General features: G+C 72.1%; 19 protein-coding genes. 6 read left to right on the top strand and 13 right to left on the bottom strand.

Annotation, left to right across the window (positions count from 1 at the left end):
• Positions 1–2 precede the first annotated feature (2 nt).
• The 3 genes from ACRAKF_RS29545 to ACRAKF_RS29535 all read right to left on the bottom strand — a co-directional run bounded on the left by ACRAKF_RS29545 (position 3) and on the right by ACRAKF_RS29535 (position 7,649).
• Positions 3–5,492 carry a DUF6531 domain-containing protein gene (locus ACRAKF_RS29545; protein ID WP_447040585.1) on the bottom strand — a complete coding sequence of 1,830 codons (5,490 nt, stop codon included), beginning with the start codon at positions 5,490–5,492 and terminating at the stop codon, positions 3–5.
• A gap of 410 nt (positions 5,493–5,902) precedes the next feature.
• Positions 5,903–6,301 carry a RidA family protein gene (locus tag ACRAKF_RS29540; RefSeq protein WP_447040584.1) on the bottom strand — a complete coding sequence of 133 codons (399 nt, stop codon included), beginning with the start codon at positions 6,299–6,301 and terminating at the stop codon, positions 5,903–5,905.
• A gap of 184 nt (positions 6,302–6,485) precedes the next feature.
• Positions 6,486–7,649: an acyl-CoA dehydrogenase family protein gene (locus tag ACRAKF_RS29535; protein WP_447040583.1), complete on the bottom strand. Its 1,164-nt coding sequence runs from the start codon at positions 7,647–7,649 to the stop codon at positions 6,486–6,488.
• Between the two features lie 109 nt (positions 7,650–7,758).
• On the opposite strand from ACRAKF_RS29535, the gene ACRAKF_RS29530 reads away from it, so the two are divergent.
• Positions 7,759–9,405 (top strand): AMP-binding protein, encoded by a 1,647-nt coding sequence (locus ACRAKF_RS29530; RefSeq protein ID WP_447040582.1) that lies wholly within the window; start codon positions 7,759–7,761, stop codon positions 9,403–9,405.
• A 4-nt stretch (positions 9,406–9,409) separates the two neighbouring features.
• Positions 9,410–10,234 (top strand): PaaX family transcriptional regulator, encoded by an 825-nt coding sequence (locus ACRAKF_RS29525; protein ID WP_447040581.1) that lies wholly within the window; start codon positions 9,410–9,412, stop codon positions 10,232–10,234.
• Here the strand turns inward: ACRAKF_RS29525 and ACRAKF_RS29520 are convergent.
• Together ACRAKF_RS29520 and ACRAKF_RS29515 are read right to left on the bottom strand one after the other, a co-directional pair.
• Positions 10,212–12,590 carry a bifunctional salicylyl-CoA 5-hydroxylase/oxidoreductase gene (locus tag ACRAKF_RS29520; protein ID WP_447040580.1) on the bottom strand — a complete coding sequence of 793 codons (2,379 nt, stop codon included), beginning with the start codon at positions 12,588–12,590 and terminating at the stop codon, positions 10,212–10,214. The two genes, ACRAKF_RS29525 and ACRAKF_RS29520, sit on opposite strands and share 23 nt — an antisense overlap.
• Positions 12,587–13,414 (bottom strand): enoyl-CoA hydratase family protein, encoded by an 828-nt coding sequence (locus tag ACRAKF_RS29515; RefSeq protein WP_447040579.1) that lies wholly within the window; start codon positions 13,412–13,414, stop codon positions 12,587–12,589. The genes ACRAKF_RS29520 and ACRAKF_RS29515 overlap by 4 nt, the downstream gene beginning before the upstream one ends.
• A 203-nt stretch (positions 13,415–13,617) precedes the next feature.
• On the opposite strand from ACRAKF_RS29515, the gene ACRAKF_RS29510 reads away from it, so the two are divergent.
• Positions 13,618–14,037, top strand: coding sequence for an ATP-binding protein (locus tag ACRAKF_RS29510; protein WP_447040578.1), 420 nt, complete (start codon positions 13,618–13,620; stop codon positions 14,035–14,037).
• 8 nt (positions 14,038–14,045) lie between these two features.
• Here the strand turns inward: ACRAKF_RS29510 and argF are convergent, their stop codons facing one another.
• From argF to ACRAKF_RS29490, 4 genes are all read right to left on the bottom strand, one after another.
• Positions 14,046–15,044, bottom strand: a complete 999-nt coding sequence (gene argF / locus ACRAKF_RS29505) for an ornithine carbamoyltransferase (RefSeq protein ID WP_447040577.1) — start codon at positions 15,042–15,044, stop codon at positions 14,046–14,048.
• 180 nt (positions 15,045–15,224) lie between these two features.
• Positions 15,225–16,457, bottom strand: coding sequence for an arginine deiminase (locus tag ACRAKF_RS29500; RefSeq protein WP_447040576.1), 1,233 nt, complete (start codon positions 16,455–16,457; stop codon positions 15,225–15,227).
• A 100-nt stretch (positions 16,458–16,557) separates the two neighbouring features.
• Complete coding sequence (locus ACRAKF_RS29495; RefSeq protein WP_447040575.1) at positions 16,558–19,278, bottom strand: polynucleotide kinase-phosphatase; 2,721 nt, start codon at positions 19,276–19,278, stop codon at positions 16,558–16,560.
• Positions 19,275–20,777 (bottom strand): 3' terminal RNA ribose 2'-O-methyltransferase Hen1, encoded by a 1,503-nt coding sequence (locus ACRAKF_RS29490; protein WP_447040574.1) that lies wholly within the window; start codon positions 20,775–20,777, stop codon positions 19,275–19,277. Before ACRAKF_RS29490 ends, ACRAKF_RS29495 begins: the two co-directional genes overlap by 4 nt.
• A 465-nt stretch (positions 20,778–21,242) precedes the next feature.
• Here ACRAKF_RS29490 and ACRAKF_RS29485 point away from each other — a divergent pair, with 465 nt between their 5' ends.
• Positions 21,243–21,680, top strand: coding sequence for a hypothetical protein (locus tag ACRAKF_RS29485; RefSeq protein ID WP_447040573.1), 438 nt, complete (start codon positions 21,243–21,245; stop codon positions 21,678–21,680).
• A gap of 92 nt (positions 21,681–21,772) precedes the next feature.
• Here the strand turns inward: ACRAKF_RS29485 and ACRAKF_RS29480 are convergent, their stop codons facing one another.
• From ACRAKF_RS29480 to ACRAKF_RS29465, 4 genes are all read right to left on the bottom strand, one after another.
• Positions 21,773–22,696, bottom strand: coding sequence for an LLM class F420-dependent oxidoreductase (locus ACRAKF_RS29480; protein ID WP_447040572.1), 924 nt, complete (start codon positions 22,694–22,696; stop codon positions 21,773–21,775).
• A 427-nt stretch (positions 22,697–23,123) separates the two neighbouring features.
• Positions 23,124–23,606 carry a DUF6099 family protein gene (locus tag ACRAKF_RS29475; protein ID WP_447040571.1) on the bottom strand — a complete coding sequence of 161 codons (483 nt, stop codon included), beginning with the start codon at positions 23,604–23,606 and terminating at the stop codon, positions 23,124–23,126.
• 240 nt (positions 23,607–23,846) lie between these two features.
• Positions 23,847–24,203, bottom strand: coding sequence for a nucleotide pyrophosphohydrolase (locus tag ACRAKF_RS29470; RefSeq protein ID WP_447040570.1), 357 nt, complete (start codon positions 24,201–24,203; stop codon positions 23,847–23,849).
• Positions 24,200–25,366 (bottom strand): AAA family ATPase, encoded by a 1,167-nt coding sequence (locus ACRAKF_RS29465; protein WP_447040569.1) that lies wholly within the window; start codon positions 25,364–25,366, stop codon positions 24,200–24,202. Before ACRAKF_RS29465 ends, ACRAKF_RS29470 begins: the two co-directional genes overlap by 4 nt.
• Here ACRAKF_RS29465 and ACRAKF_RS29460 point away from each other — a divergent pair, their 5' ends adjacent.
• A complete protein-coding gene (locus ACRAKF_RS29460) occupies positions 25,367–25,531 on the top strand; it encodes a hypothetical protein (protein ID WP_447040568.1) in 165 nt (54 codons plus the stop codon).
• A 164-nt stretch (positions 25,532–25,695) separates the two neighbouring features.
• Positions 25,696–26,115 carry a helix-turn-helix transcriptional regulator gene (locus ACRAKF_RS29455; protein WP_447040567.1) on the top strand — a complete coding sequence of 140 codons (420 nt, stop codon included), beginning with the start codon at positions 25,696–25,698 and terminating at the stop codon, positions 26,113–26,115.
• The last annotated feature ends 4 nt before the right edge of the window (positions 26,116–26,119 follow it).

Here is a 26,119-nt window from a genome sequence, read left to right as displayed (position 1 = left end):
CCTCACCTCAGCCTGTCCCAACGTCCACCCTTGACGTGCTGCACACCGTCGATGAACTGAGGTGGATCGTAGTCGTGCTGGCAGTTCACGCAGACTTTCTTGTTCCTCGTGACCTTGGAGGCACCGTCCTTGACGACATGCTTGGCGTTCGTGAACTTGACCTTTGAGGCATCGCCCCCGAGAGCGAAGCACACATTGCCCTCGGCGCAGTAGCTCGCCCCCGGGTATCTGCCGCCGGAGGACGCGAGGGCGATCTCCCCGGTCTCGGTGTTGACAGCGCCCACATAGGTGCGATTGCCCGTCTTGCGCGTGTAGTTCTTCAGGGCGAAATCGTCGACCATGCTCTCGGCCTCCGCGAGCCGCCCCTCGGGGGTCCAGCCGGACGGCGGGGCGTGCGTCTCCAACGCGGCCGGCGTGATCTTCTTCCCGGCCCAGCCCCGGTTGGACGGAAGCTGAAGCGACCACTGCGAGAGGTCGTCGGCCGAGGCGCCCGACTTCCCGAAAAGCCCCTTGCCGTAGCGGAAGGCGGGCCCGAGGAGTGGGGCGAGGCCGCCGCCCGCGGCCCCGATCAACAGATCGGAGGGGCTGGTCGGCTGGCACTGAACCGTGTTCACGGCGTACGTGTAGCCCGCTCCGATGGCGGCGTCCGTCACCGCCGCCACCGCCAGGGCCCGCCCCCCGGAAAGACCGAGCGAGGTGGCGAAGCCCATCCCCGCGGGGGCGAGGAACCCGGCACCCGCGCCGATCACGGCGCCCTTGGCGGTGGCCCCCGCGAAGTCCCCCCAGTCGAAGTCGTCCTGGTGCGTCAGGGCGTAGACGCCGCCGCCGATGACACCGCCGATGGCGCCGCCGATGCACCACGGGCACGCCCCGGACGGGTCGGCGAGGTTCGACGGGTCGTTGTTCACGTAGGCGTAGGAGGACTTGCTGGAGTTGTCGAGGGCCGCCGGGACGGGGTCCTGCGTCGTGAAGCGGCTCTGTCCGGTGTCGTAGGAGCGGGCGCGCAGCAGGAGCCTGTCCGGCAGGTACTGGTCCTTGTACTGGCCCGTGTACCCGAAGATGCTGCTCTGGCCCCCGCTGACCGTCGCCTTGCCGGTGGATTCGCCCCACGGACCGTAGGTGTAGCGGTAGTTGTCCTTGCCCGCCGAGTCGAAGACCGTGCCGACGGAGTTCTGGCGGTCCTGGGTGAAGTGGAAGGTGCCCTGCGTGCGGTCCATGGACCGTGCTGTGCCGTCGGGGTCGTAGCGGTAGTCCGCCATCAGCGCACCGGCGCTGTCGGTGTCGGTGGCCACCTGCGGCAGCGGGTTGTTGATGTCCCAGCGGGAGGTGCGGGCGAGCTTGCTGTTCTTCTGACTGACGGTACGGTTGCCGTCCGCGTCGTACAGGAACGCGTAGGCGTTGGAGCCGACCTTGGCCGTCTTGACCCGGCCCAGCGGATCGTAGGTGTAGGTGTCGGCGCCGTCCTTGGTCTGGTTGCCGTCCGCGTCGTAGCCGAACTCGGTGGTCGTCGCCCCCTTCTTCGCGGAGCTGAGCCGGTCGGCCTCGTCGTGCTCGTACGTCGTCGTGGTGCCCGACGCCGTCGCGGAGTCGAGGTTGCCGACCTTGTCGTACGTGTACGTCTCGCCGCCGGTGCCGGGCAGGCAGGACGCGGTGCCCGTGTCGGTGCACGCCCGCTTCATCCGGCCCGCGCTGTCGTACGCGTACCGCGAGGGCTTGCCGCCCTTGGGGGTGTCCGTGATGATCCGGCCCGCGTCGTCGTACGCGAAGGAGTTGCTGCCCGACGGGGTCGTCAGGGAGGCCAGGCGGCCCGCCCGGTCGTAGGAACGGCTCTCGGTGCGCGCCGTCGTCGTCGGCAGTGTCACCGAGGTGAGGTTGCCCGCCTCGTCGTACTGGTAGCCGGTGTCCTTGCCGTCGGTCCTCTGGGTCTTGACCCGGCCGGTGTCGTCGTAGGTGTAGGAGATCGCCCGGCCGTCCGGATACGTGCGGGACTTGAGGGTGTCGTCCGTGTTCCACCGGTAGGTGAAGGGTTTGGCGGCGCCCGGCGACGTGATCGTCTCGACCTTGTCGTCCTTGTCGTACGTGAGCGTGCGGGAGCCGGTGGCGTCCTTGACCGTGAGGGGTCGGCCCGCGTCGTCGTAGGTGTACGACTGCGCCGGCGTGCCGTCGGAGTAGGTGACCTTGGTCGGCAGGAGCCGGGCGTCCACCGTCGTGGTGATGGTCTGGTGGCGCGCGTTGGTGACTGTGGTGCGGTTGCCCTCGGCGTCGTAGGTGTAGCCGACGGTCTCGCCCCGTGGGTTCGTGACCGACGTCATCCGGCCTTCGGCGTCGTAGCCGTACTTCGTGACGTGGGAGTTCGCGTCCTTGCTGGTCTCCAGGAAGCCGGCCTTGTCGTAGGCCGGGTCCGTGGTGCCGCCGTCGGGATGGGTGACGAGGTCGACGCGGTTCAGCGCGTCGTAGGCGTAGACCGTCGGCTTGTTGCCGGGCTCGGCCACCGCGGTGACGTTGCCGACCGCGTCGTACTCCGTTGTCGCCTTGTGCCCCAGCGGGTCGGTGACCGTCGTGGCGTGGCCCGCCGCGTCGTAACCGTACGTCCAGGTGTATTCGGCGGGATCGGCGCCGGCGGCGTTGCCGCGCGGGTCGACCGACGTGGCGAGGCGGCTGTCCCCGTCGTAGGTGTAGGTGGTGCGTTCCTTCGCCGGGGAGACCTCGGCGGTCAGGTTGTCGTCGTCGTCGTACTCGTACCGGGTGATGTGGCTCGACCACGTCTTCGAGGACTCCAGGCGGCCCTCGTCGTCGTAGGCCAGCGTGGTGCCGTGGCCGAGGCCGTCGACCGTCCTGGTGACGGAGCCGTTGTCGTCGTACTCCACCGAGCGGGTGTGGCCGAGCGGGTCGGTCGTCGACAGCGGGCGGTCGTCGGCGTCCCAGGTGAACGCGCTCGTCCTGCCCTGCGGGTCGGTGACGGACGTGCGGTTGCCAACCTTGTCGTAGCCGAACTTCCAGGTGTGGTCGGCCTGCTTCGCACCCTCGGTGTTGCCGCGCGCGGTCACCATCCGCGACTGGCGTCCGGCCTTGTCGTACAGGTACGAGGTGGTGCCGCCGGTGCGGTCGGTGACCGACGCGACGCGGCCCGCCTGGTCGTAGCCGATGATCCGCTTCTTCCCCACGGGGTCGGTGACCTCCGTGGGGCGGCCCGCGTCGTCGTACGCGTACGTCGTGACGTGCTTGTTCGCGTCGGTGCGGGTGAAGAGACGTCCGATCGGGTCGTAGTCGTACGCCGTGACTTTGCCGCGCGCGTCTGTGACCGTCTCGAGGCGGTCGGCCGCGTCATAGGTGTAAGCGGTGGTGTACTTCGCCGGGTCCGCGCCGGTCTCGTTGCCCCGCGGTTCGACGGCCGTCTTCAGGCGTCCGGACGCGTCGTACGTGAAGGTGCTCCTGCCGCCTTCGGGCTTGGTGACGGACGTCAGGTTGCCGTCGTCGTCGTGGCCGAAGCGAGTGGTCTCGCCGCGTGCGGACGTGGCTGTCTCGACAAGGCCCGTCGCCGCGTCGTACGCGTATGTCACCGGTTTGGTCAGCGGTCCGTCGACCGAGGTCAGCTGGTTCTTCGCGTTGTACCCGAAGACCGTCTTGTTCGACTCGCCGTCCGTGTGCGACTCGACGTTGCCGGCCTTGTCGTACGACCACGTCTCGTCGGAGGCTCCGGAGGAGCGGCGCTTCAGGCGGCCCGTGGTGTCGAAGTCCCACTGCGTCTCGCGGGTCTCGGCGTCCACCGCGCTGGTGCGGTTGAAGTGCTCGTCGTAGCGGTAGTAGCTCCTGTTGCCGAGCGGGTCGAGCTGGGTGAACAGGACGTTCCTGTAGTAGATGTCCGTCCAGACGCCGCCGTCCGGCGCCGTCATGTCGGCCTGGTCGAACTCGCCGTTCCTGCGGTACGCGAAGCGGGTCTCCTGCTTGGCCCCGTCGGTCTGGGACGTCACCCGTCCCTTGTCGTCGTACACGTTCTGCGTGACGACCTTGCCGTCGGCCCCGGTGACCTCGTCCAGGAAGCCGCCCGAGTCGTAGCCGTACCTCTCGGTGGCGCCGTCGAGGGCCTTCACCGCGGTGAGCCGGCCGTCGGTGTAGTCGTAGTCGACCAGACGCCCGTCGGCCAGCGTCAACCGGTCGAGACGGTCACCGGAGTAGGAGAGCGTGGCCGCGCGCCCGGCAGCGTCCGTGATCTTCGTTGGTCTGGTGCCGGTGTACTCCAACGTCAGACCGCGTGCGGTCCGGTCCTTCAGCGCGGAGAGGCGGCCCTCGGAAGTGAAGGAGTAGACCCGGTGGTCGGCCGTCGTCAGCCGGTAGCCATTGCCGTCGGCGGACAGCGTGGAACGGGCCTGCCCGGGGGCCGCGTACGCTCCGCCGCTCTTCTTGGCATATGTGTGCCGGGCGCCACCTTCACCGATGAGGACCACATCGCCGTCGGACCGCACCGAGAGCCGGGTCTCCCAGGGGAGCTGCCAGCCCTTGCCGAGCGCTCCGGTTTCGGCGTTGTCCGAGGAGTACACGCGCCCCACGGTCAGCGGCACGCCCGGCGCCGCCACACGGGCGTCGGTGAAGGACTCGGTGAACGCGCCCGTCGCGGTGTTCACCGGGTCCGCACGCAGTACGGTCGTCCCCGCCGAGCCGCTCGCGTCGCCGCACAGCGCGGCGCAGGCAGCGCCTTCCGGCAGGGCCGGAACCATGTAGAAGAGGTTGTACGAGCCGCACGACTCCTTATCCGTGGGGTCGTCGGCCACGGTCGTGCAGACGTAGACGAAGTACGACGGGCTGGAGCTGTCGCACACCGTGGTCGGCAGCGTGATGGACGCGTTCACCACGGGGAACGTCCGGCCCGTGTTGAGCGTCGGCGCCTGCACGGTCTGTCCGAAGTCCAGGACCTTGTCCGGTGTGCCCGCGCAGTAGTCCGTGACCTTCCAGCGCACCTTGACGGGGTGCACCTCGTCGTCCGCGCCCCCGGTCTGCCAGATCGCCGCCGACACCTGGAGCGGTTCGCCCGGCACCGCGGCGCCGATGTGGTTGCCCAGAGCCATCAGCCAGCCGCCCTGCTGGGCGGCGGTGTTCCCGAACGGGTCCACGGTGTACTGGTAGAGCGATCCGCTGGAGTACGAGGGCCCGGCCGCGTCGGCCTTCGCCCGCACGGCCGACCTCGACGCCCGCTGACCGTGTGCCCCTTGCTTCGCCGCTCGCTGATTGCGCTCGAACAGCGCCATCTGGCGGGCGGTCGCGGGGCGGCTCTTCGTCGTCGGCAACTCGTGCGACTTCGCGCCCTCGCCACGGACCGCGGTCTGCGCGCGCCGCTCCGCGGGCGTCATGGGCTTCTGCACCGCGGCGGGCACGGGCATGCGCCCCGTGCTGCCGACCGGCCGTACGGCGGGCTCGCCGTCGTCGGCCGACACCTTCCCCAGCCATCCGCCGCCCGCCACCACAGACAGCACGAGCACGACCATCAGCGCACGCAAGCGCGCAGAGGCTATCGCCAGCACGACCCTGTTCCCCCCGAGTACCTTCACAGCTGTGGCCAGCTGTGTACAGATCGTGAAGGACTTTGATGCACAGGCCATCAAATGACAAGGACGGAAAAGGAGGATTTGGCACGCCTCACGCCGTTACGCCCGACAGTCTTTACTGATCCGAAACAAAGGGCAAACCAGTCACAGACCTGAGGCGTGGCCCTCACCGACGGAGACCGCCCGTCCGGGCGGCGGCCTCGACGCAGTGCCGCGTGCCGCCGGCCGGGGCCAGGCCCCTCGCGGGACGCCAGGGCGTCGAGAACCCTGCGCCCATGGCCGACATCGCCCCGCTGTCCGCCCGCTTCACCGTGACCGGCCCGGCCACCGGACGTGTTCGCCACGCAATCCAGTGCCGCCACTCAGTCCAGCACCGCCACTCCGTCCAGCTCCACCATCGCCTGCTCGTCCCAGAGGCGGGCCGTGCCGATCACCGCCATCGCGGGGTAGTCGCGGCCCGCCAGCTTCTTCCAGATGCGGCCCAGGTCGGGGGCGCAGGCCCGGTAGTCGGTGACGTCCGTGGCGTAGACGGTGACGCGGGCGAGGTCGGCGGGGGTGCCGCCCGCGTGGCGCAGGGCGGTGAGGAGGTTGGTGAGGGCGCGCTCGAACTGCTCGGGCAGCGTCACTCCGGTGACCTTGCCCGCGCCGTCCAGCGCGGTCTGCCCCGCGAGGAACACGAGGCGTGACCCGGTGGCCGTGACGGCGTGCGAGAAGCCGGTGGCGGGGGACAACTCGGCGGGGTTGAGCCGGTGCAGGGTCATGGGGCTACGACTCCTCGGTCGAGGTGGAAGGGGGCGTTCGTGCAGGCGCCCCGTCAGGGGCGCGGGGAACTGCGCGACAAGCCACAACGCGCCCGCGGACGGGGACGCGCTCGCGGACGGGGACGCGCACGGGGACGGGGACGCGCACGGGGGACGTCGGCGGCATCGGCACCCGGCGGGGCACTCACCCGTACAGCTCCTTCGCGATGATCGACCTCTGCACCTCGCTCGCCCCCTCATAGATACGGGGCGCCCGCACCTCGCGGTAGAGGTGTTCCAGGAGGTGCCCCCGCTGGAGCGCCCGCGCGCCGTGCAACTGGACGGCCGCGTCGACCACGTACTGCGCCGTCTCCGTGGCCAGCAGCTTCGCCATCGCGGCGCGGCGCGCGATGCCGGGCCCCCGCGCCCCCTCGCGGTCGTACGCCGCGGCCGCCGCGTAGACCATCAGGCGCGCCGCCTCCGTACGGGTCGCCATCTCGGCGACCTGGTGGGCCACCGACTGGAGGTCCGCCAAGGTCCCGCCGAACGCGTCCCGCCGCGCGGTATGGGCGAGGGTCGCGTCCAAGGCCGCGGACGCCATGCCCACCGCGAACGCGCCGACGCTGGGCCGGAACCGGTTCAGCGTGGTCATCGCCACGCGGAAGCCGCGGTCCACCTCGCCGATGACGTCCTCGGGGCCGACGCGGACGCCGTCGAAGGCGAGCGCGCCGATCGGGTGCGGGGAGAGCATGTCGAGGGCGGTGCCGGTCAGGCCCTCGCGGTCGGCGGGGACCAGGAAGGCGGTGACGCCGCGGGCCCCAGCGCCCTGTGCCGTACGGGCGAAGACGGTGTAGAAGTCGGCCTCGGGGGCGTTGGAGATCCAGCACTTCTCGCCGGTCAGGCGCCAGCCGCCGGGACCGTCGGGGACCGCCGCGAGGGACAGGGCCGCCGCGTCCGAGCCCGCCCCCGGCTCGGAGAGCGCGAACGCCGCGACGGCGCGGCCCGCCGCGGCCTCGGGCAGCCACCGCTCGCGCTGGACGGCGGTGCCGTACGCGTGCACGGGGTGGGCGCCGAGCCCTTGCAGCGCGAGCGCGGTCTCGGCCTCGGTGCAGGCGTAGGCGAGGGATTCACGCATCAGGCAGAGCCCCAGGGCTCCCGAGCCGACGTCCTCACCTCCGGGCCGCCCGGCCGTGCCCGGCCCCTCGAACAGCCGCCTCAGCAGCCCCAGCTCCCCCAGCGCCTCGACCAGTGGCCGGTTCACATGGCCGGGGGTGCCCTTCTCCGCCAGGGGACGCAGGCGGTCGGCGGTCAGTGTGCGCAGCTCCGTACACCAGGTGGTTTGTGCTGGATCGAGAGAGAATGTCGGCATCCCCGGCCCCTCCTTTATCGCGCACCGTTGACTGTCGTCACCATCACGATACGCTCGTCGGGCGAGCCCACCACAGCGCCCGTCCGGCAGGCAAGGGGGCAGAGCCGCCATGGCAACCACCGGCATCCCAGGGCTGACACCGTCCGGTCACGCGGACAGCTTCGCCAGGGACCACCTCCCGCCGCGCGAGCAGTGGCCCGCCCTCGTCCACGACCGCCCCGAACTGCACTACCCAGCCCGCCTCAACTGCGGCGCCGAGCTGCTCGACCGGACGGTGGCGCGGCACGGCGCCGGGCGTCCCGCCTTCCACGCCGCGTCCGGCGAGACCTGGACGTACGGCGAACTGCGCGGCCACGTCGACCGGATCGCCCACGTGCTCACCGAGGATCTCGGCGTCCTGCCCGGCCGGCGCGTGCTGCTCCGCGGGCCCACCACCCCGTGGCTCGCGGCCTGCTGGCTCGCGGTGATGAAGGCGGGCGCCGTCGCCGTGACCGTCCTCGCCCAGCAGCGCGCGCAGGAACTGGCCACCATGTGCGAGATCGCCGAGGTGCGGCACGCCCTGTGTGACGTGCGGTCCGTCGACGACCTGAGCAAGGCCGGGGTGCCCGGCCTCGGCATCACCACGTACGGGGGTGACGGGCCCGAGGACCTGCTCGTGCGCGCCGCCGGACACCCCGAGCGGTACGACGCCGTCGACACCGCCGCCGACGACGTCGCGCTCATCGCGTTCACGTCAGGTACCACGGGACGCCCCAAGGGCTGCATGCACTTCCACCGCGACGTGCTCGGCATCGCCGACACCTTCGCACGGCACATACTGAAACCGACCCCCGACGACGTGTTCGCCGGCAGTCCCCCGCTCGGCTTCACCTTCGGCCTCGGCGGACTGGTCATCTTCCCGCTGCGCTTCGGCGCCTCGTCCGTCCTGCTGGAGCAGGCGGGCCCCAGGCAACTCCTCCCGGCCATCGGACGGCACGGGATATCGGTGCTGTTCACCGCCCCGACCGCGTACCGCACGATGCTGGACGAGCTCGACGCGTACGACGTCTCCTCCCTGCGGCGCTGCGTGTCGGCCGGCGAGAACCTGCCCGCGGCCACCTGGCAGGCCTGGAACGAACGCACCGGACACCGCATCATCAACGGCATCGGCGCGACCGAACTGCTCCACATCTTCATCTCCGCCGCCGACGACGCGATACGGCCCGGCACCACGGGACGTCCCGTCCCCGGCTGGCACGCGCGCGTGGTCGACGATTCCGGCGCCCCGGTACCGGACGGCGAGCCCGGACTGCTCGCGGTGCGCGGCCCCGTCGGCTGCCGCTACCTCTCCGACGAGCGCCAGCTCCAGTACGTACGGCACGGCTGGAACATCACCGGCGACACCTACGTCAGGGACGCCGACGGCTACTTCCGCTACGTCGCACGCGCCGACGACATGATCATCTCCGCCGGGTACAACATCGCGGGCCCCGAGGTCGAGGAGGCCCTGCTGCGCCACCCCGACGTGGCGGAGACGGCGGTGGTCGGCCACCCCGACGAGCTGCGCGGACAGGTGGCCGTGGCGTACGTGGTCCCGCGCGCGGGGACCGAGCCCGACGCGGCCGGGCTGCGGGACTTCGTGAAGGCGGAACTGGTGCCCTACAAGTGCCCCAGGGAGATCGTCTTCCTGGACGCGCTGCCCCGGACCGCGACCGGCAAGCTCCAGCGCTTCCGGCTGCGGGGCCCGACAGCGGGCGGGCCGGGGCCCGTAGAGTGATCACGTGTCCGAGCAGCACACTCCACGGTCCCTGATCGTCACCTTCTACGGCGCCTACGGTCGCGCCGCGCCAGGCCCCGTCCCGGTCGCCGACCTGGTGCGCCTCCTCGCGCCGGTCGGCGTCGACGCGCCCTCGGTGCGCTCGTCGGTCTCGCGGCTCAAGCGGCGCGGGCTGCTCGTGCCCGCCCGCACGGAAGGAGGGGCGGCGGGGTACGCGCTCTCGCCGGACGCCCGTCAGCTCCTGGAGGACGGTGACCGCCGCATCTACGGCACGGCCGCCGCCGGGCGCGAGGGCGGCTGGGTCCTCGCCGTGTTCTCCGTGCCCGAGGCCGAGCGGCACAAGCGGCACGTGCTCCGCTCCCGCCTGGCGGGCCTGGGCTTCGGCACGGCCGCGCCGGGCGTCTGGATCGCCCCCGCGCACCTCTACGAAGAGACCAGGCACACCTTGGAGCGCCTGCAACTGGCCTCCTACGTGGACCTGTTCCGCGGCGAGCACCTGGGCTACGCCCCGACCGCCGAGGCGGTGTCCCGCTGGTGGGACCTCACCTCGCTGGCCAAGCAGCACGAGGCGTTCCTCGACCGCCATGAGCCGGTGCTCCGCTCCTGGGAGGCGCGCGAGGGCGCCGACCCGGCGCCGCGGGAGGCGTACCGCGACTACCTCCTGGCCCTCGACTCCTGGCGGCAGCTCCCCTACGCCGACCCCGGGCTCCCCGCCGAGCTGCTCCCCGCCGACTGGCCCGGCGCCCGCTCGGCCGCGGTGTTCACGGCGCTCGACGGCAGGCTCCGGGCGGCCGGGGCGCGCTTCGTCACGCCGGATGCCGGCTCTTGAGCGTCAGCCGCGGCTTCGGGGCGTCCGTGCGGCCCGTCTGCGGGCGGCGGCTGCCCGCGCGGTACTGGATCGGCCAGGGGGCGCCCGGACCCTCGTAACCCTGTTCGGCGGCCGCGTGCAGCGTCCAGTGCGGGTCGTAGAGGTGCGGGCGGGCCAACGCGCAGAGGTCGGCGCGGCCCGCGAGGAGCAGGGAGTTGACGTCGTCCCAGGACGAGATGGCGCCGACCGTGAGCACGGGGATGCCCGTCTCGTTGCGGATGCGGTCGGCGTAGGGGGTCTGGTAGGAGCGGCCGTAGGCGGGGCGTTCGTCGGCGACGACCTGGCCGGTGGAGACGTCGATCGCGTCGGCCCCATGGGCGGCGAAGGCGCGGGCGATCTCCACGGCGTCCTGTGCGGTCGTGCCGCCTTCGGCCCAGTCGGTGGCGGAGATCCGGACGGTCATCGGCTTGTGCGCCGGCCATGCCTCGCGGACCGCGTCGAACACTTCGAGGGGGAAGCGGAGCCTCGCTTCGAGTGTGCCTCCGTACGCGTCCGTGCGCCGGTTCGTCAGCGGGGAGAGGAACCCGGAGAGCAGATAGCCGTGCGCACAGTGCAGTTCGAGCAGGTCGAAGCCCGCCCGCTCGGCGCGCGTGGCCGCCGCGACGAACTCGTCCCGGATCTCCGCCAGACCCGCCCCGGACAGCTCGTGCGGGGTCTGGCTGCCCGGCTTGTACGGGAGCGGGGACGCGGCCCGCAGCGGCCAGTTGCCCTCGGGCAGCGGGTCGTCGATGCCCTCCCACATCAGCTTCGTGGAGCCCTTGCGGCCCGAGTGGCCGAGCTGCACGCCGATGGCCGTACCGGGGGCCCGCGCGTGCGCGAAGTCGGTGATCCGCCGCCAGGCCTCGGCCTGCTCAGCGGTGTAGAGCCCTGCGCAGCCCGGCGTGATGCGGCCGTGCTCGCTGACGCACACCATCTCCGTCATGACCAGGCCCGCGCCGCCGAGCGCCCTGGCACCCAGGTGGACGAGGTGGAAGTCGCCGGGGACGCCGTCCACGGCGGAGTACATGTCCATCGGCGAGACGACGACGCGGTTGCGCAGGGTCAGACCGCGCAGCCGGAAGGGCGTGAACATCGGCGGAGTGCCCTGCGGGCAGCCGAATTCGCGCTCGACGGCGCGGGTGAAGTCCGCGTCGCGCAGCCGGAGGTTGTCGTGGGTGACGCGGCGGCTGCGGGTCAGGAGGTTGAAGGCGAACTGGCGCGGCGGCTGGTCGAGGTGGTCCGCGATCCGCTCGAACCACTCCAGGCTCGCTCGGGCCGCGCGCTGCGTGGAGGCGACCACCGGGCGGCGCTCGGCCTCGTACGCCTGGAGCGCCGCGGGCAGGTCCGGCTGCTCCTGGAGGCAGGCGGCGAGGGCGAGGGCGTCCTCGACGGCGAGCTTGGTGCCGGAGCCGATGGAGAAGTGGGCGGTGTGCGCGGCGTCGCCGACCAGGACCGTGTTCCCGTGCGACCAGTGGGAGTTGACGACCGTGCGGAAGGTGGTCCAGGAGGATTTGTTGCCGCGCAGGGGGCGTCCGCCGAGCGCGTCCGCGAAGATCTTGGCGCAGCGTTCGGTGGACTCGCGCTCGTCGAGCCCGTCGAAGCCGGCCGCCTCCCACACCTCCTCGCGCATCTCGACGATGACGGTGGAGGCGTCGCGCGCGTAGGGGTAGCCGTGGAGCTGCATCACGCCGTGCTCGGTCTCGGCGATCTCGAAGCGGAACGCGTCGAAGGCGAAGTCGGCGGCCAGCCAGATGTACCGGCAGCGGTGCGTCGTGAGGTGCGGCCCGAAGGCTTCGGCGTGCGCCTCGCGGGTGAGGCTGTGCACGCCGTCCGCCGCGACGACCAGGTCGTACGCCGTGGAGAGCTCGGCGGCGGGCGGCGCCTCGGCGCGGAAGCGGAGCTCTACGCCCAGGCCGCGGCAGCGCTCGTGCAGGATCTCCAGGAGCCTGCGGCGGCCGAGCGCGGCGAAGCCGTGGCCTCCGGAGGTGTGCCGCCGGTCGCGGAGCACGATGTCGATGTCGTCCCAGCGCACGAACTCGGCCTGGAGGGCCGCGTAGACCGCGGGGTCGGCGTGCTCGATGCCGCCGAGGGTCTCGTCGGAGAGGACGACGCCGAAGCCGAAGGTGTCGTCCGGGGCGTTGCGCTCCCAGACGGTGACCTCCCGGGCGGGGTCCAGGCGCTTGAGCAGCGCGGCGGCGTAGAGACCGCCGGGGCCGCCGCCGATGACGGCGATGCGGTGCGCTGTGCGGGCGGCGCTCGGGGCCGGGACGGCGCTTGGAGTGGGGGCGGGGCCGGTGTCTTCGGCGGGGGCGGTGATTTCGGTGGGGGCGGTCTTCATCGGCCCTGCCACTTCGGGGGGCGCTTCTCGGTGAACGAGGCGTGGAACTCCGCGTAGTCCTCACCGTTCATGAGCAGCGCCTGGGTGGCCGCGTCCAGCTCCACGGAGGCCGCGAGCGGCATGTCGAGCTCGGCGGTGAGCAAGGCCTTGGTCTGGGCATACGCGAGGGCGGGTCCTTCGGCGAGGCGGCGCGCGAGGGCCTGCGCGGCCTCGGCGGCCTTGCCCTCCTCCGTCAGCTCGCTGATCAGGCCGATCCGCTCGGCCTCGGGGGCGCGCACCGGCTCGCCCAGCATGAGCAGGCGCGTGGCGTGGCCGAGGCCGACGACGCGGGGCAGCAGGTAGGCGGCGCCCATGTCGCCGCCGGAGAGCCCGACCCGGGTGAACAGGAAGGAGAACTTCGCCGAGGGGTCCGCGACGCGGAAGTCGGCGGCGAGGGCGAGCACGGCACCGGCCCCGGCGGCCACGCCGTGCACGCCGGCGACGACCGGGAAGGGGCACTCCCTGATCGCCCGCACGACCTGCCCGGTCATGCGGTTGAAGTCCAGCAGCTGGGCCGTGTCCATGGCGAGGGTCGCGCCGATGATCTCGTCGACGTCACCGCCGGAGCAGAAGCCGCGTCCCTCGCCGCCGAGCACGAGCGCGCGCACGGACCGTTCGCGGGAGAGCTCGGCGAGCAGATCGCGCAGGTCGGCGTAGGCACCGAAGGTGAGCGCGTTGAGCCGGTCGGGACGGTCGAGGGTGACCGTGGCGACCCCGTCGTCGACGGCCAGGCGCAGGTGGCGCCAGTCGGGGGTGCGGGTTGCGGAGCCGGTGAAGGGACTCATGAGGTGCGGCCTCCTCGGCCTGGGGGCTGGAGTTCGCTGCCTCACGAAGTTATCACCGAACGGTGACTGTCGTCACGAGCACGCGATACCGCCATACGGGGGTCCTATGCCCCCCAGGTGCCCGACCGTGGTCCCTGTCGATATAGCGCTTACGATTCGTACGGTTGAAAGCAGGACCGCCTGCTGCCCGGAACGGACCCGCCTTGCACGAGCTACCCTCACCCGCCTCCTGGCGCATCGAGCTGCCGCACACCACGGCAGCCGTGCCGGTCGCGCGCGCCCTGGTCCGTACGGCGCTCACCGAGATCGAGTCGCCCGCCGACACCGACACCGCGGAGCTGCTCACCGCCGAGCTGGTCGCCAACGCCGTCGAGCACACCGACGGCAAGGACCCGATAGAGCTGGTCATCGAGCTCCTGCCGACCGGCTGCCAGGTCGAGGTGCGCGATTCGAGCCCGCTGCCGCCCGGCGACCTCACCTCACCCTGCCCCCCGGGGCCGCCGGACCCCTGGCAGGAACACGGCCGCGGCCTCCTCCTGATCCGCACCCTCAGCTCGTCCTGCGGCCACCGCGCCACGGACTCCGGCAAGGCGGTGTGGTTCAGGCTGCCGTCCCGGGGCTGAGGCGCGGCTCAGGCTAGCGTCGCGACCAGTACCGCCTTGATCGTGTGCAGACGGTTCTCGGCCTCGTCGAAGACGACCGAGTACGGCGACTCGAAGACCTCGTCGGTGACCTCCAGGGACGTGGTCCCGAACCTGTCGTGCATCTCGCGGCTCACCTCGGTGCCCAGGTCGTGGAAGGCCGGCAGGCAGTGCAGGAACTTCACGTCCGCGTTGCCGGTCGCGCGCAGCACGTCCATCGTCACGGCGTAGGGCGCGAGGTCGGCGATGCGCTCCCCCCAGACCTCCTTGGGCTCCCCCATGGAGACCCAGACGTCGGTGGCGACGAAGTCGGCACCCCTGACCCCCTCCTCGACCGCCTCGGTGAGCGTGACGCGCGCCCCGCTGGCCTCGGCGAGCTCGCGGGCCGCCGCGATGGTCGCCTCGGACGGCCAGTAGGCGCGGGGCGCCACGATCCGGATGTCCATGCCGAGCAGGGCGCCCGTGACCAGGTAGGAGTTGCCCATGTTCATCCGGGCGTCGCCCAGGTAGGAGAACGAGACATCAGTGAGGGGCTTGGCCGTGTGCTCGGTCACCGTCAGGATGTCGGCGAGCATCTGGGTGGGGTGCCAGACGTCGGTCAGACCGTTGTAGACGGGCACGCCCGCGTGGGCGGCGAGCGTCTCGACGGTGTCCTGGGCGTCCCCGCGGAACTCGATCGCGTCGAACATCCTGCCGAGCACCCGGGCGGTGTCCTTGGCGGACTCCTTGTTCCCTATGTGCGAGCCGGACTGGTCGATGTACGTCGTCGACGCCCCCTGGTCGGCGGCGGCGACCTCGAAGGCGCAGCGCGTCCTGGTGGAGCTCTTCTCGAAGATCAGCGCGATGTTCTTGCCGGTCAGACGCCGCGCCTCCGTCCCCGCCCGCTTCGCCGCCTTCAGCTCGGCGGCGAGAGCGACCAGGCCACGGAACTCGTCGGCGGTGAAGTCCAGCTCCTTGAGGAAGTGGCGGCCGGAGAGGTGGGTGGCCATGGTGGCGCTCCTAGGTGCGGATACGTGGACGGCGAAACCATCGATCGGACTATCGGACTACGGGAACCATTGGAACTATATACGATCAACGACAATTCTATGCATGAGGTCTGTCGAGGCCATCTGTCGAGACCCGGCTCGGCCTGTCGAGACCCGGCTCGGCACGGCCGGCAGGCTGGGTCAGGCCCCCGGCACCGCGTCCCGCTCGACCGGACAGCTCATGCACCGCGGGCCGCCCCGGCCGCGCCCCAGCTCGCTGCCCAGGATCTCGATCACCTCGATGCCCTGCTTGCGCAGAAACGTGTTGGTCGTCGCGTTCCTCTCGTACGCGACCACGACCCCCGGCTCCACCGCCAGGACGTTGCAGCCGTCGTCCCACTGCTCGCGCTCGGCGGCGTGCACGTCCTGGGTGGCCGTGAGGACGCGGATCGAGTCCAGGCCGAGCGCCGCGGCGATCGCCCGGTGCATGTGCTCCGGCGGGTGGTCGGTGACCTTCAGCTCCCGGTCGCCGACGCCCGGCTCGATGGTGTAGGAGCGGAGCATGCCGAGGCCCGCGTACTGCGTGAAGGTGTCGCCGTCGACCATCGTCATGACCGTGTCGAGGTGCATGAACGCCCGTCGCTTCGGCATGTCGAGCGCCACGATGGTCTGCGCCGAGCCCGCCGCGAAGAGCTTGTGCGCCAGCATCTCGACCGCCTGCGGAGTGGTGCGCTCGCTCATGCCGATGAGCACCGCGCCCCTGCCGATCACCAGGACGTCACCGCCCTCGATGGTCGAGGGGTAGTCCGCCTGCCCCTGTGACCAGACGTGGAAGTCCTCGTCGCGGAAGAGCGGATGGTGTTGGTAGATCGCCTCGAAGTGCACGGTCTCGCGCTGCCGGGCGGGCCACCGCATCGCGTTGATGGAGACGCCGTCGTAGATCCAGGCGGACGTGTCGCGCGTGAAGAGGTGGTTGGGCAGCGGGCCGAGCAGGAAGTCGTCCAGGTCCATGCAGTGGAAACGCACGGACGTCGGCTCGGCGTGGAGCTCCAGGAACTCACGCTTCGTCATCCCGCCGACCAGCGCCTCGACGAGCTCGGGCGACGGCATCGTCTCGAACGCGGCCCGGAGGTGGTCCGTGGCCAGCGGGCCGTACTCCTTCTCGTCGAAGACCCGGTCGAGGACGAGGGCGCGGGCCGCGGGCACGTCCAGGGTCTCGCTGAGCAGATCACCGAAGAGGTGCACGGCGACGCCCCGGTCGCGCAGGACGTCCGCGAACCCGTCGTGCTCCTGGCGTGCCCTGCGCACCCACAGGACGTCGTCGAACAGGAGCGCTTCCTTGTTGCTCGGCGTCAGACGCTTGAGCTCCAGATCGGGGCGGTGCAGTATGACGCGGCGCAGCCGCCCGGCCTCGGAGTCGACATGGAATCCCATGGGGTCCATCTTTCCCCGGCGGGACGGACCGCGCGCAGTCAATGCGCTACCTCGTGGCGGCCCCGGGCCGGCCGCGGCCCGTCCAGAACCGCGGCCCGTCTCAGAGCCGTGGGTCCACCGGCTCCGACTCCAGGGCCAGGACCGCGAACACCGCCTCGTGGACGCGCCACAGCGGCTCTCCCTCGGCCAGGCGGTCCAGGGCTTCGAGGCCGAGCGCGTACTCCCTCGTGGCGAGCGAGCGCTTGTGGCCGAGGAAGCGCTCGCGCAGCTTCTCCAGGTTCTGCGGGCGCGTGTACTCCGGTCCGTAGATGATCCGCAGGTACTCGCGGCCACGGCACTTGACGCCCGGCTGCACCAGATGTCCCTGACCGTTCCTGACCAGGGCCGCGACCGGCTTGACGACCATGCCCTCACCGCCGCGGCTGGTCATCTCCAGCCACCAGTCGATGCCGGCGCCGACCGACGCCTCGTCGCCGGTGTCGACGTAGAGGCGCCGGGTGGTCTGGAGCAGCCCGGTGCCGTCGTGCTCGACCATGCGGTCGATCAGGGCGAGCTGTTCGTCGTGCGGGAGCGCGGCGAGGCTGCGGCCCCGGACCGCGAGGATCTGGAACGGCGCGAGGCGCACGCCCTCCAGGCCATCGGTCGGCCAGCAGTAGCGCCGGTACGCCTCGGTGAACGCGGCGGCGTCCCTTGCCCGTTCCCGCTGCCTCGCGAGGAGCGCGCCCACGTCGACACCACGCGCCTTCGCGGCCTCCAGGGCGGCCACCGCGCCGGGGAAGACGGCTCCCGACGCGGCGCCCACGGCCGCGTACTGGGTGCGGAGCAGGCCCGATGCCTTCAGCGACCAGGGCATCAGCTCGGCGTCGAGCAGCAGCCAGTCCGTGTCCAGCTCCTCCCACAGGCCCGCCTCCGTGACGGCGGCGCGCAGCCGGGCAAGAATCTCCTCCGTGACGGTGGAGTCGCCGAAGAACGGGCGGCCCGTACGGGTGTAGAGCGAGCCGGTCGGCGCCTCGCCACCGCCCGGCGCGGCCGGGGTGTCCCCGACGCCGAAGCGCTCGCGGGCCACGTCGGCGTCCCGGCAGACCAGCGCCACCGCACGCGAGCCCATGTGCTTCTCCTCGCACACGACACGGCCGACGCCGTCCTGCGCGTACGAGGCGAAGGCCTCCGCCGGGTGCTCCAGGTAGCCCTCGCGCCGCGAGGTGGGGGTGGGCGCCATGGTCGGCGGCAGGTACGGCAGCAGGCGCGGGTCCACGGCGAAGCGGCTCATGACCTCCAGGGCCGCCGCCGCGTTCTCCTCGCGCACGCTGACGCGGACCCCGATCGGGGTCTCCCCCTCCGGAAGGAAGCCGAAGGCGCGGGGCAGGGTCTCCACCACGCGGCGGCCCCGCACGTCGGCGAGGTCGAGCGGCCGTCCGTCGTGGCCGCCGGGCGCCTCCGGGCGCAGCGGCTTGGCGGGCTCATACCAGACGCGCTCCGCGGGGACGTCGACCAGCTCGCGCTCGGGCCAGCGCAGCGCGGTCAGCCTGCCGCCGAAGACCGCGCCGGTGTCCAGGCAGATGGTGTTGTTCAGCCAGGACGCGGTGGGCACCGGGGTGTGGCCGTAGACCACGGCGGCACGGCCGCGGTAGTCCTGCGCCCACGGGTAGCGCACGGGCAGGCCGAACTCGTCGGTCTCGCCGGTGGTGTCGCCGTAGAGCGCGTGCGAGCGCACCCGGCCCGACGTGCGCCCGTGGTACTTCTCGGGCAGCCCGGCGTGGCAGACGACCAGCTTTCCGCCGTCCAGGACATAGTGCGAGACGAGTCCGTCCACGAACTCCCGCACCTCCGCGCGGAACTCCTCGCTCTCGGCGTCGAGCTGCTCGATCGTCTCGGCGAGGCCGTGGGTGTGCTGGACGGTGCGGCCCTTGAGGTAACGGCTGAGCTTGTTCTCGTGGTTCCCGGGCACGCACAGGGCGGTGCCGGCGCCGACCATGCCCATCACGCGGCGCAGCACGCCCGGGGTGTCCGGGCCCCGGTCGACGAGGTCGCCGACGAACACGGCCGTACGGCCCTCGGGGTGCTCGCCGTCCACGTAACCGAGCTTGCCGAGCAGGGTCTCCAGTTCAAAGGCGCAGCCGTGGATGTCGCCGATGATGTCGAAGGGGCCGGTGAGGTGAGTGAGGTCGTTGTACCGCTTCTCGGTGACGATCGAGGCACGGTCGACCTCCTCGACCCCGCGCAGCACGTGCACCTTCCGGAAGCCCTCGCGCTCCAGGTGGCGCAGGGAGCGCCGCAGTTCGCGCTGGTGGCGCTGGATGACGCGGCGCGGCAGCCCGGCGCGGTCCGCGCGCACGGCGTTGCGCGCCGCGCAGACCTCTTCGGGCACGTCGAGCACGATCGCGATCGGCAGGACGTCGTACTCCCTGGCGAGCTGGACGAGCTGCTTGCGGCTCTCGCTCTGCACGTTGGTCGCGTCGACGACCGTACGGCGCCCGGCGGCCAGCCGCTTGCCCGCGATGTAGTGCAGCACGTCGAAGGCGTCGCCGCTGGCGCTCTGATCGTTCTCGTCATCGGCGACGAGCCCGCGGCAGAAGTCACTGGATATGACCTCGGTCCCCTTGAAGTGCCGCCGCGCGAAGCTGGACTTCCCGGACCCGGTGGCACCGACGAGCACGACGAGGGAGAGATCGGTCACGGGCAGCACGCGGCCGGCGGGGGCGGGGGCCGGAGGTTCAGGGGTGCCGGGAGGCGGGGTGGTTGCCGGAGGTTCCGGGGGGCCGGGGGCGGGGGGTCGCGGGGTGCTCGGGTCGTGCTGCTGGGCGTCGTTGTGGTTCGTCATGCCGCCTTCGCTCCCTTCGCGCGCACGTCCTTGCCGTTCCGCGCCCCTTCGGCCTGCGTGAAGACCGCCATCTGGGTCGGCGGGCCCACCTCGGGGTCGTCGTCGCCGACAGGGGCGAACTCCACCCCGTACCCGTGCCGTCCGGCGACCTCGGTCGCCCAGGCGCGGAACTCCTCGCGGGTCCACTCGAAGCGGTGGTCCCCGTGGCGGGCGTGACCCGCGGGGAGGGTCTCCCAGCGGACGTTGTACTCGACGTTCGGCGTCGTCACCAGGACCGTCCGGGGCCGCGCGGAGCCGAACACCGCGTACTCCAGGGCCGGCAGGCGCTCCACGTCCAGGTGCTCGATGACCTCGCTGAGCACCGCCGCGTCGTACCCCTTCAGCCGCTTGTCGGTATACGCGAGCGAACCCTGGAGCAGCTTGACCCGCCCGGCCTGGCGCTCGCCCATGCGGTCCACCTTCAGCCGCCGCGAGGCGACGGTCAGCGCGCGCATCGACACGTCGACCCCGACGATCTCCGTGTACCGGACGTCCTTGAGCAGCGCCTGCACCAACTGGCCCTGCCCGCAGCCCAGATCGAGGACGCGACAGGCCCCCGACTCGGCCAACGCGGCGAGGATCGCCTCGCGCCGCCGCACGGCGAGCGGCACCGGAGCCTCCTCCGTGTCGCTCTCCTCGTCGACGGCGTTGTCGATCTCGTCGATGTCCGAGTCGTCGGCGTCGGCGAGCCGCACCAGTTCGAGCCGCGCCTTCGCCTCACGGGTCAGGGACCAGCGCCGCGAGAGGTAGCGGCTGGTGATGAGGTCCTGCTCCGGGTGGTCCGCGAGCCAGCCCTCACCGGCCCGCAGCAGCTTGTCCACCTCGTCCGCGGAGACCCAGTAGTGCTTGGCGTCGTCGAGGACGGGCAGCAGCACATACAGGTGCCGAAGGGCCTCGCCCAGGGTCAGCTTCCCGTCCGGCACGTCGAGTACGAGGCGGACGTACCGCGAGTCGCCCCACTCCGGGAACCGCTCGTCCAGCGGGACGGGCTCCACCGACACCGACCAGCCCAGCGGCTCGAAGAGGCTCCGCACCAGCGCGGCACCGCCTCGCGCGGGCAGCGCGGGGACCTCCACGCTCAGCGGCAGCGGCTGCCCGGCCAACTCGGGCCGCGCCTTGCACACGTCGCGCATCGCGCTGGAGAACACCGTGCTCAGCGCCACCGCCAGGAGCGAGGACGCCGCGTAGGGCCGGTCGTTCACGTACTGCGCGAGGGCCGCGTCGGGCGCCCCGCCCTGCCCCTTGCCCTTCGCCCTGCCGCGCCGCACGAGCGCGAGGGGATCGACCTCGAGAAGCAGCGCGGCCGTACAGCGCTCGGCGGTCGCCTCGGGGTAGAGGACGTGCGCCGTGCCGTAGGAGGTGGAGAACGCCTGCGCGTTGTCGGGGTGCTTGTGCAGCAGGAACCCGAGGTCGGTCGCGGGGCGTTCGGGGGTACCGGTGGTGGTGACGGTAAGGAACACGGTGAGTGGGCCTCGAAACGGGGTCTGAGCCGCGGTGCGCAGCGGGCGTCCCGGCGCGGTGCACGCGAGTGCCTCCGGGCCGGGCGCCGATGAACCGCGGCAGTGGAAGTGCGCGCTTCCGGTGATCACGGCGGCACGCCTCTTCAACGTACAGCGATCACCACGGGCACACCCTGGAATTTCCCCCTACCCGTCTACGCCCCACGTGAGGCCCCGATGCCCCCGCGCGAGGCCCCGCGTGGGGCGTGCGCCCCCCGGCGGAAAGCGCGGGAGGAGTGGCGGGCCCCTGCCCTCTCTGCGCACCGTGTGCGCTCCCCGTATGACGTTCAGGCAGGGCGCACGACGGTGATACGCCTGTTGTCAGTCCTGCTCTCGCGCGTGTTCCCGCGCGCGGCATCGCATCGGCATCGGTATCGGTATCGGTATCGGTATCGGCCAGCATCGGCATCGCAGAGGAGTGATCGTATGACGCCGTTCGACACGGGGCGGTTGTGCGCGATCGTCAAGATCCTGGACAAGGCGAGCAGTCATCTCCGTCTGGCGGCCCGGGAGTGCGCCCTCCCCGGCCCCACGACCGCCACGCCCTCCACGGCGTCCGGTCCGGCCTCCGATCCGGCCTCCGATCCGGCGGCCTCGGCCATCGTCGCGCTCCTGCGTGTCTCGGAGCACGCGTCGAGCAGCGTACGGAGGGCACTGGTCCATATACGCAACGGTGAGGCCCAGCGGGCCTGGGACGAGCTCGACACGGCACGCACGGAGCCGTCCGGCGCCGCCCTCGTCCCCGCCGGCATCGCGCAGCCGCTGCCCCCGCGTGTGACCACTGCCCTGCGCCTGATGCTGGGGATCACCGGCTTCTTCCCCTCCGAGACGGAACAGGTCCTCGCACGAGCCGCCGTCCGCTGACCGCCGGGCGCCGGAGGGGTGCGTCCGGCGGCCATGTCTGTGGCCGGGCGGGCCGCCCGGCAGACGGCGGGCGGCAGGCGGCAGGCGGCGGGCTAGGACAGCTGTGACTGCACCTGGGAGGAGATGAGCTCCAGGTGGTCCAGATCGGCAAGGTCGAGGCACTGGAGGTAGATGCGGCTCGCGCCGATCGCCTCGTACCGCCCGATCTTGTCGACGACCTCCGCGGGCGAACCGGCCAGGCCGTTGGCCTTCAGCTCGTCCACCTCACGGCCGATCACCGCCGCCCGCCGGGCCACCTCCGCGTCGTCCTTGCCCACGCAGGCGACAAGCGCGCTGGAGTACACCAGGTCGCCGCCCCTGCGCCCGGCTTCCTCCGCCGCCGCGCGGACCCGTCCGAACTGCCGCTCGCTGTCCTCCAGTGAGGCGAAGGGGATGTTGAACTCGTCCGCGTACCGCGCGGCGAGGCGTGGGGTGCGCTGGGCCCCGTGCCCGCCGATCAGGACCGGCACCTTGCTCTGCGCGGGCTTGGGCAGGGCCGGGGAGTCGGTGAGCTGGTAGTGCTTGCCCTCGAAGGTGAAGGTCCTGCCCTCCTCCGTCGCCCACAGGCCGGTGACGATTTCGAGCTGCTCCTCCAGGCGGGCGAACTTCTCCTTGGGGTAGGGAATGCCGTACGCCCGGTGCTCCTCCTCGAACCAGCCTGCTCCCAGCCCCAGTTCGATCCGGCCGCCCGACATCTGGTCGACCTGCGCCACCTGGATCGCCAGGACGCCGGGCAGCCGGAACGTGCCCGCCGTCATCAGCGTGCCCAGCCGGATCCGCCGGGTCTCCCGCGCCAGCCCGGCCAGCGTGATCCACGCGTCCGTGGGACCCGGCAGGCCGTCGGACGACCCCATGCGGAGATAGTGGTCGGAGCGGAAGAAGGCGTCGAAGCCGAGGTCCTCGGCGGCCTTGGCGACGGTGAGCAGGGTGTCGTAGGTCGCCCCTTGCTGGGGTTCCGTGAAGATTCGAAGATCCATGGCTCCATCCTGCACGCTCGCGCGCCCCTCGGCCCCGCCGGTCCCGCCGGGCGTCCGCCGCCCCGGTCGGGTGAAAATCCGTCGCCACGACGACCCGTGCCCGTCCTCCCCCGTGCCCGGTCGTGCCGGGTGAATGAACGTCGGCCCGGGCGGACCGGACCACCCGGCCCCGCGCCGACACCCGCTCCGGCACCCGCGCCGGCCGCCACACTGACCGCCACTCCGGCCGCCACACTGGCCCCCACACTGACCGCCACGCCGACGGCCGCAGTCGGGGCGTCGCTCGCGTCAACCGCCCTCCCCCGGGGGAGGCGCGTGAGCCGTGCGGGCCACCATGCCCCGGGAAACGGCCCCCGGGGACGGCCCCAGCCGCCGCCCCGTCCGCCCCCGCTTCCGGTGGCGGGTCCGGTCGCTTCCGACGCCGGGCTCATGACGGCCCCGCCGCCGAGTCGGCCTCCGGCAGGCGCTGCTCCCGCGCCGCGAGCCTGCGCAGCATCTCAAGGACCCGGTCCCTGGACTCGTCGGCGGCGTCGATCGCCTCCATGCACTGCCAGTAGACCCCCTCCTCCGCGGCGCCCATGGCTACCCCGACGAGCGCGATGCCGACCTCCCCGAAGAGCCCGTCGAGCGCGACCAGGACCTCCTGGGCGTCGCCGGTCTCCGACAACCGCGCCGCCCGTATGTCCTCGGTGCCGAGACGCGGGGCGTCGAGCACGATGCAGGCCCTGCCGCCGACTTCACTCAGCCCCAGCGCCTCGCCCCGCAGCTCCGGGGGCCCCGCGACCGCGAGGCGGCTGCCGATCGCCTGCGCGAGCGCCTGCGACTGCCAGACCTCCGCGACCACTTCGGCCGGGTCCTCGCACAGCGCGAGGGCACGCCGGTTCGCCTCGATGAGCCGCATCGCGTTCATGAGCCACCCCCCATCCGTCCCGCATCTGTCCCGCATCCATCGCGCACGCATCCCGTACGCATCCCGCACGCATTCGCCGCGCGCCGCCCGAACTCCCGTATCCACTACCCAGAGTGATACCCATCCGGGCGAAAAGCCAGGGGAGACCGGAAATCTGTGGACAACCACGTCGGTTTGGACAAGTCCATAACTCCGGAGAGTGACGAACATCTGGAGAAGGGCACGGGACGAGGGACGCTTTCAGGCTCCCGGCGCCGGAAACCGCCGCTCGTTCCTGTCGATCTTCGCGTCGAGCGCGGCGAGCGGGTCGATCCCCAGGACCTCGCAGAACTGGAGCAGATAGGCGAGGACATCGGCGACCTCGTCCGTCACCCGGTGCGCCGAGTCCGGGCTCGCCATCACGCGCTCCGACTCCTCCGGCGTCAACCACTGGAAGATCTCGACCAGTTCCGACGCCTCCACGCTCAGCGCGGCGGCCAGGTTCTTCGGGGTGTGGTAGCGCCCCCAGTCGCGGGCCGCGGCGAACCCGGCCAGCCTCCGCTGAAGCCCCGCCAGGTCACGCCGCGCGTCCCGCTCTGCATCACGTTCCTCTGTCACGGCTCAAGGTCTACCACCGAGGCGTCGGTGACGCGGGCCGCTGCCGCACCGTCCCGTACCGCCCCGACCAGGCGGATGTGGCCGCGCGCGCAGGTGCGCGCCGCCAGTTCGCCGAGCGCGCGGACCTGCCGTGCGTCCAGGCGGTGGTCGAGGCCGTCGGCGAGGACCGTGAGGGTCTGGCAGGCCTCCGGCACCTCGGCCGCCGGGTCGACGGCGAGCACTCCGGGGCCTGTGAGCAGGACCAACGCCAGGGCCAGGTACCGCAGCTCGCCGTCGCCGAGGCGTGCGAGCGGGGTGCGTACGCCGTCCCCGCGGTCCACGTAGGCGGCGACCGCCCCGTCCTCCGCTTCCTCGGCCGCGACGTCGACGACCGGCCCCGCGAAGCCGTCGCGCGCCGCCGAGACGAGGGCCGCGTGGCGCACGGCGCACTCGGCCCGGGTCCGCCACAGCACCTCGGCGAGGTTGTCGCAGCCGCCGAGGAGACGGCCGCCGCCGATGAGTCCCGCGGGCACCGGGGCGCGCATCCGGCCGGGCCGCGGGTCGCAGGCGAACGCCGAGCGGAGAGCGACCACGACCTGCTCGGCGGCGGCGAGCACCAGGCGCTGCCCGTCGGTGGAGCCCGCCACGCGCAGCGGTACGAGCGCGGTGCCGAGCCGGTCGTCGGGCATCGGGGCCCGCGTCACGGGCGCGGTGCCCGCGGTGTGCCAGGCCGCCTGGACCACCGGCCGCCCCGGGTCACGCAGCGCCGTCTCCAGGAGGACGAGGCCGTCGCGGGTCAGCCGCTCGCCCACGACGCGGAGTTCGGGCTCGGCCTGGACGGCGAGGTCGAGGCGGACGGTGCCCGCGGGGCCGTCGACCGAGCAGCCTATGCGGAACCCGCGCCGCCGCTGCGTGTCGGCGCGGGCGCGTTCCGGTACGCAGGCCATGGGGTCGTCGAAGACGTCGACCAGTTCGGCTCCCGCGCCGAGCCGCGCCAGGGCCTCGTACGCGCGCAGGGCGCTGGACTTGCCGCTGCCGCTGGGTCCCGTGACGAAGGTCAGCGGGCCGAGCGGCAGGACCGCGCCGCGGTGCCCGGCGAAGGCGGACAGCCTCAGCTCGACCACGCGCGGCCGGTCCCTGCCCGTGGGCGGCCACGGGGCCGCGACCGGAGGAAGAACCTGCATGTGAACCCCGTCCTGAACCCCGCCATGGACCCCGCCATGGACCCCGTCCTGCACCCCGTCCTGCACCCCGCCATGGACCCCGTCCTGATCCCCGTCCTGAACCCCGTCCTGATCCCCGCCATGGCCTCCGTCATGTGGGCGCGTCGAGTGACCACCGTCACGTGAGCGCGTCATGTGAGCACCGTCATGTCCGGAAGGTAGGCGGCGGTCTGCCCGGCGAACCGTTCCGTCCGTCCGGCCTTCCTACGATCGGGGCATTAGCGGCGAAGATCCCGCGCGCGGGACGGCCAGAGGTTTAAGGCGGCGCACCGCCGTGCGATCCTGGGCGGGTGAATCTGGAGGACCTCAGACAGTTGCGCCGGGCGCGGGACGTGATGGACCGCGACTATGCCCAGCCGCTGGATGTCCCCGCCCTCGCGCGCGTGGCCCTCATGTCTTCCGGCCACTTCTCGCGCAGCTTCAGGGCCGCCTACGGAGAGACCCCGTACAGCTACCTCATGACCCGTCGCATCGAGCGCGCCAAGGCGCTGCTGCGGCGGGGTGATCTCAGCGTGACGGACGTCTGTTTCGAGGTCGGGTGTACGTCGCTCGGGTCGTTCAGCACACGCTTCACCGAGCTGGTGGGCGAGAGCCCGAGCGCCTACCGGGCACGGTCGCACGAGCCGGGTGAGCCCATCCCCGCGTGCGTGGCGAAGTTCCTTCTGAGACCGGTCAGGAATGGAGAAGCGAAAGCCGCGGGCCGCCCGTAGCTTC

The organism is Streptomyces sp. DSM 118878, from assembly GCF_052936595.1.
Note: the sequence above shows the minus strand (reverse complement) of the source record. Positions and strands in the feature narration are given on the sequence as shown.

Bases quoted from the DNA above. Each gene is read 5' to 3' on its own strand.
- ACRAKF_RS29485 (WP_447040573.1), top strand. From the start codon at position 21,243: ATGACGCCGTTCGACACGGGGCGGTTGTGCGCGATCGTCAAGATCCTG.
- ACRAKF_RS29465 (WP_447040569.1), bottom strand. From the start codon at position 25,366: ATGCAGGTTCTTCCTCCGGTCGCGGCCCCGTGGCCGCCCACGGGCAGG.
- ACRAKF_RS29530 (WP_447040582.1), top strand. From the start codon at position 7,759: ATGGCAACCACCGGCATCCCAGGGCTGACACCGTCCGGTCACGCGGAC.
- ACRAKF_RS29535 (WP_447040583.1), bottom strand. From the start codon at position 7,649: ATGCCGACATTCTCTCTCGATCCAGCACAAACCACCTGGTGTACGGAG.
- ACRAKF_RS29475 (WP_447040571.1), bottom strand. From the start codon at position 23,606: ATGAACGCGATGCGGCTCATCGAGGCGAACCGGCGTGCCCTCGCGCTG.
- ACRAKF_RS29520 (WP_447040580.1), bottom strand. From the start codon at position 12,590: ATGAAGACCGCCCCCACCGAAATCACCGCCCCCGCCGAAGACACCGGC.
- ACRAKF_RS29515 (WP_447040579.1), bottom strand. From the start codon at position 13,414: ATGAGTCCCTTCACCGGCTCCGCAACCCGCACCCCCGACTGGCGCCAC.
- ACRAKF_RS29500 (WP_447040576.1), bottom strand. From the start codon at position 16,457: ATGGGATTCCATGTCGACTCCGAGGCCGGGCGGCTGCGCCGCGTCATA.
- ACRAKF_RS29480 (WP_447040572.1), bottom strand. From the start codon at position 22,696: ATGGATCTTCGAATCTTCACGGAACCCCAGCAAGGGGCGACCTACGAC.
- ACRAKF_RS29495 (WP_447040575.1), bottom strand. From the start codon at position 19,278: ATGACGAACCACAACGACGCCCAGCAGCACGACCCGAGCACCCCGCGA.
- argF (WP_447040577.1), bottom strand. From the start codon at position 15,044: ATGGCCACCCACCTCTCCGGCCGCCACTTCCTCAAGGAGCTGGACTTC.
- ACRAKF_RS29540 (WP_447040584.1), bottom strand. From the start codon at position 6,301: ATGACCCTGCACCGGCTCAACCCCGCCGAGTTGTCCCCCGCCACCGGC.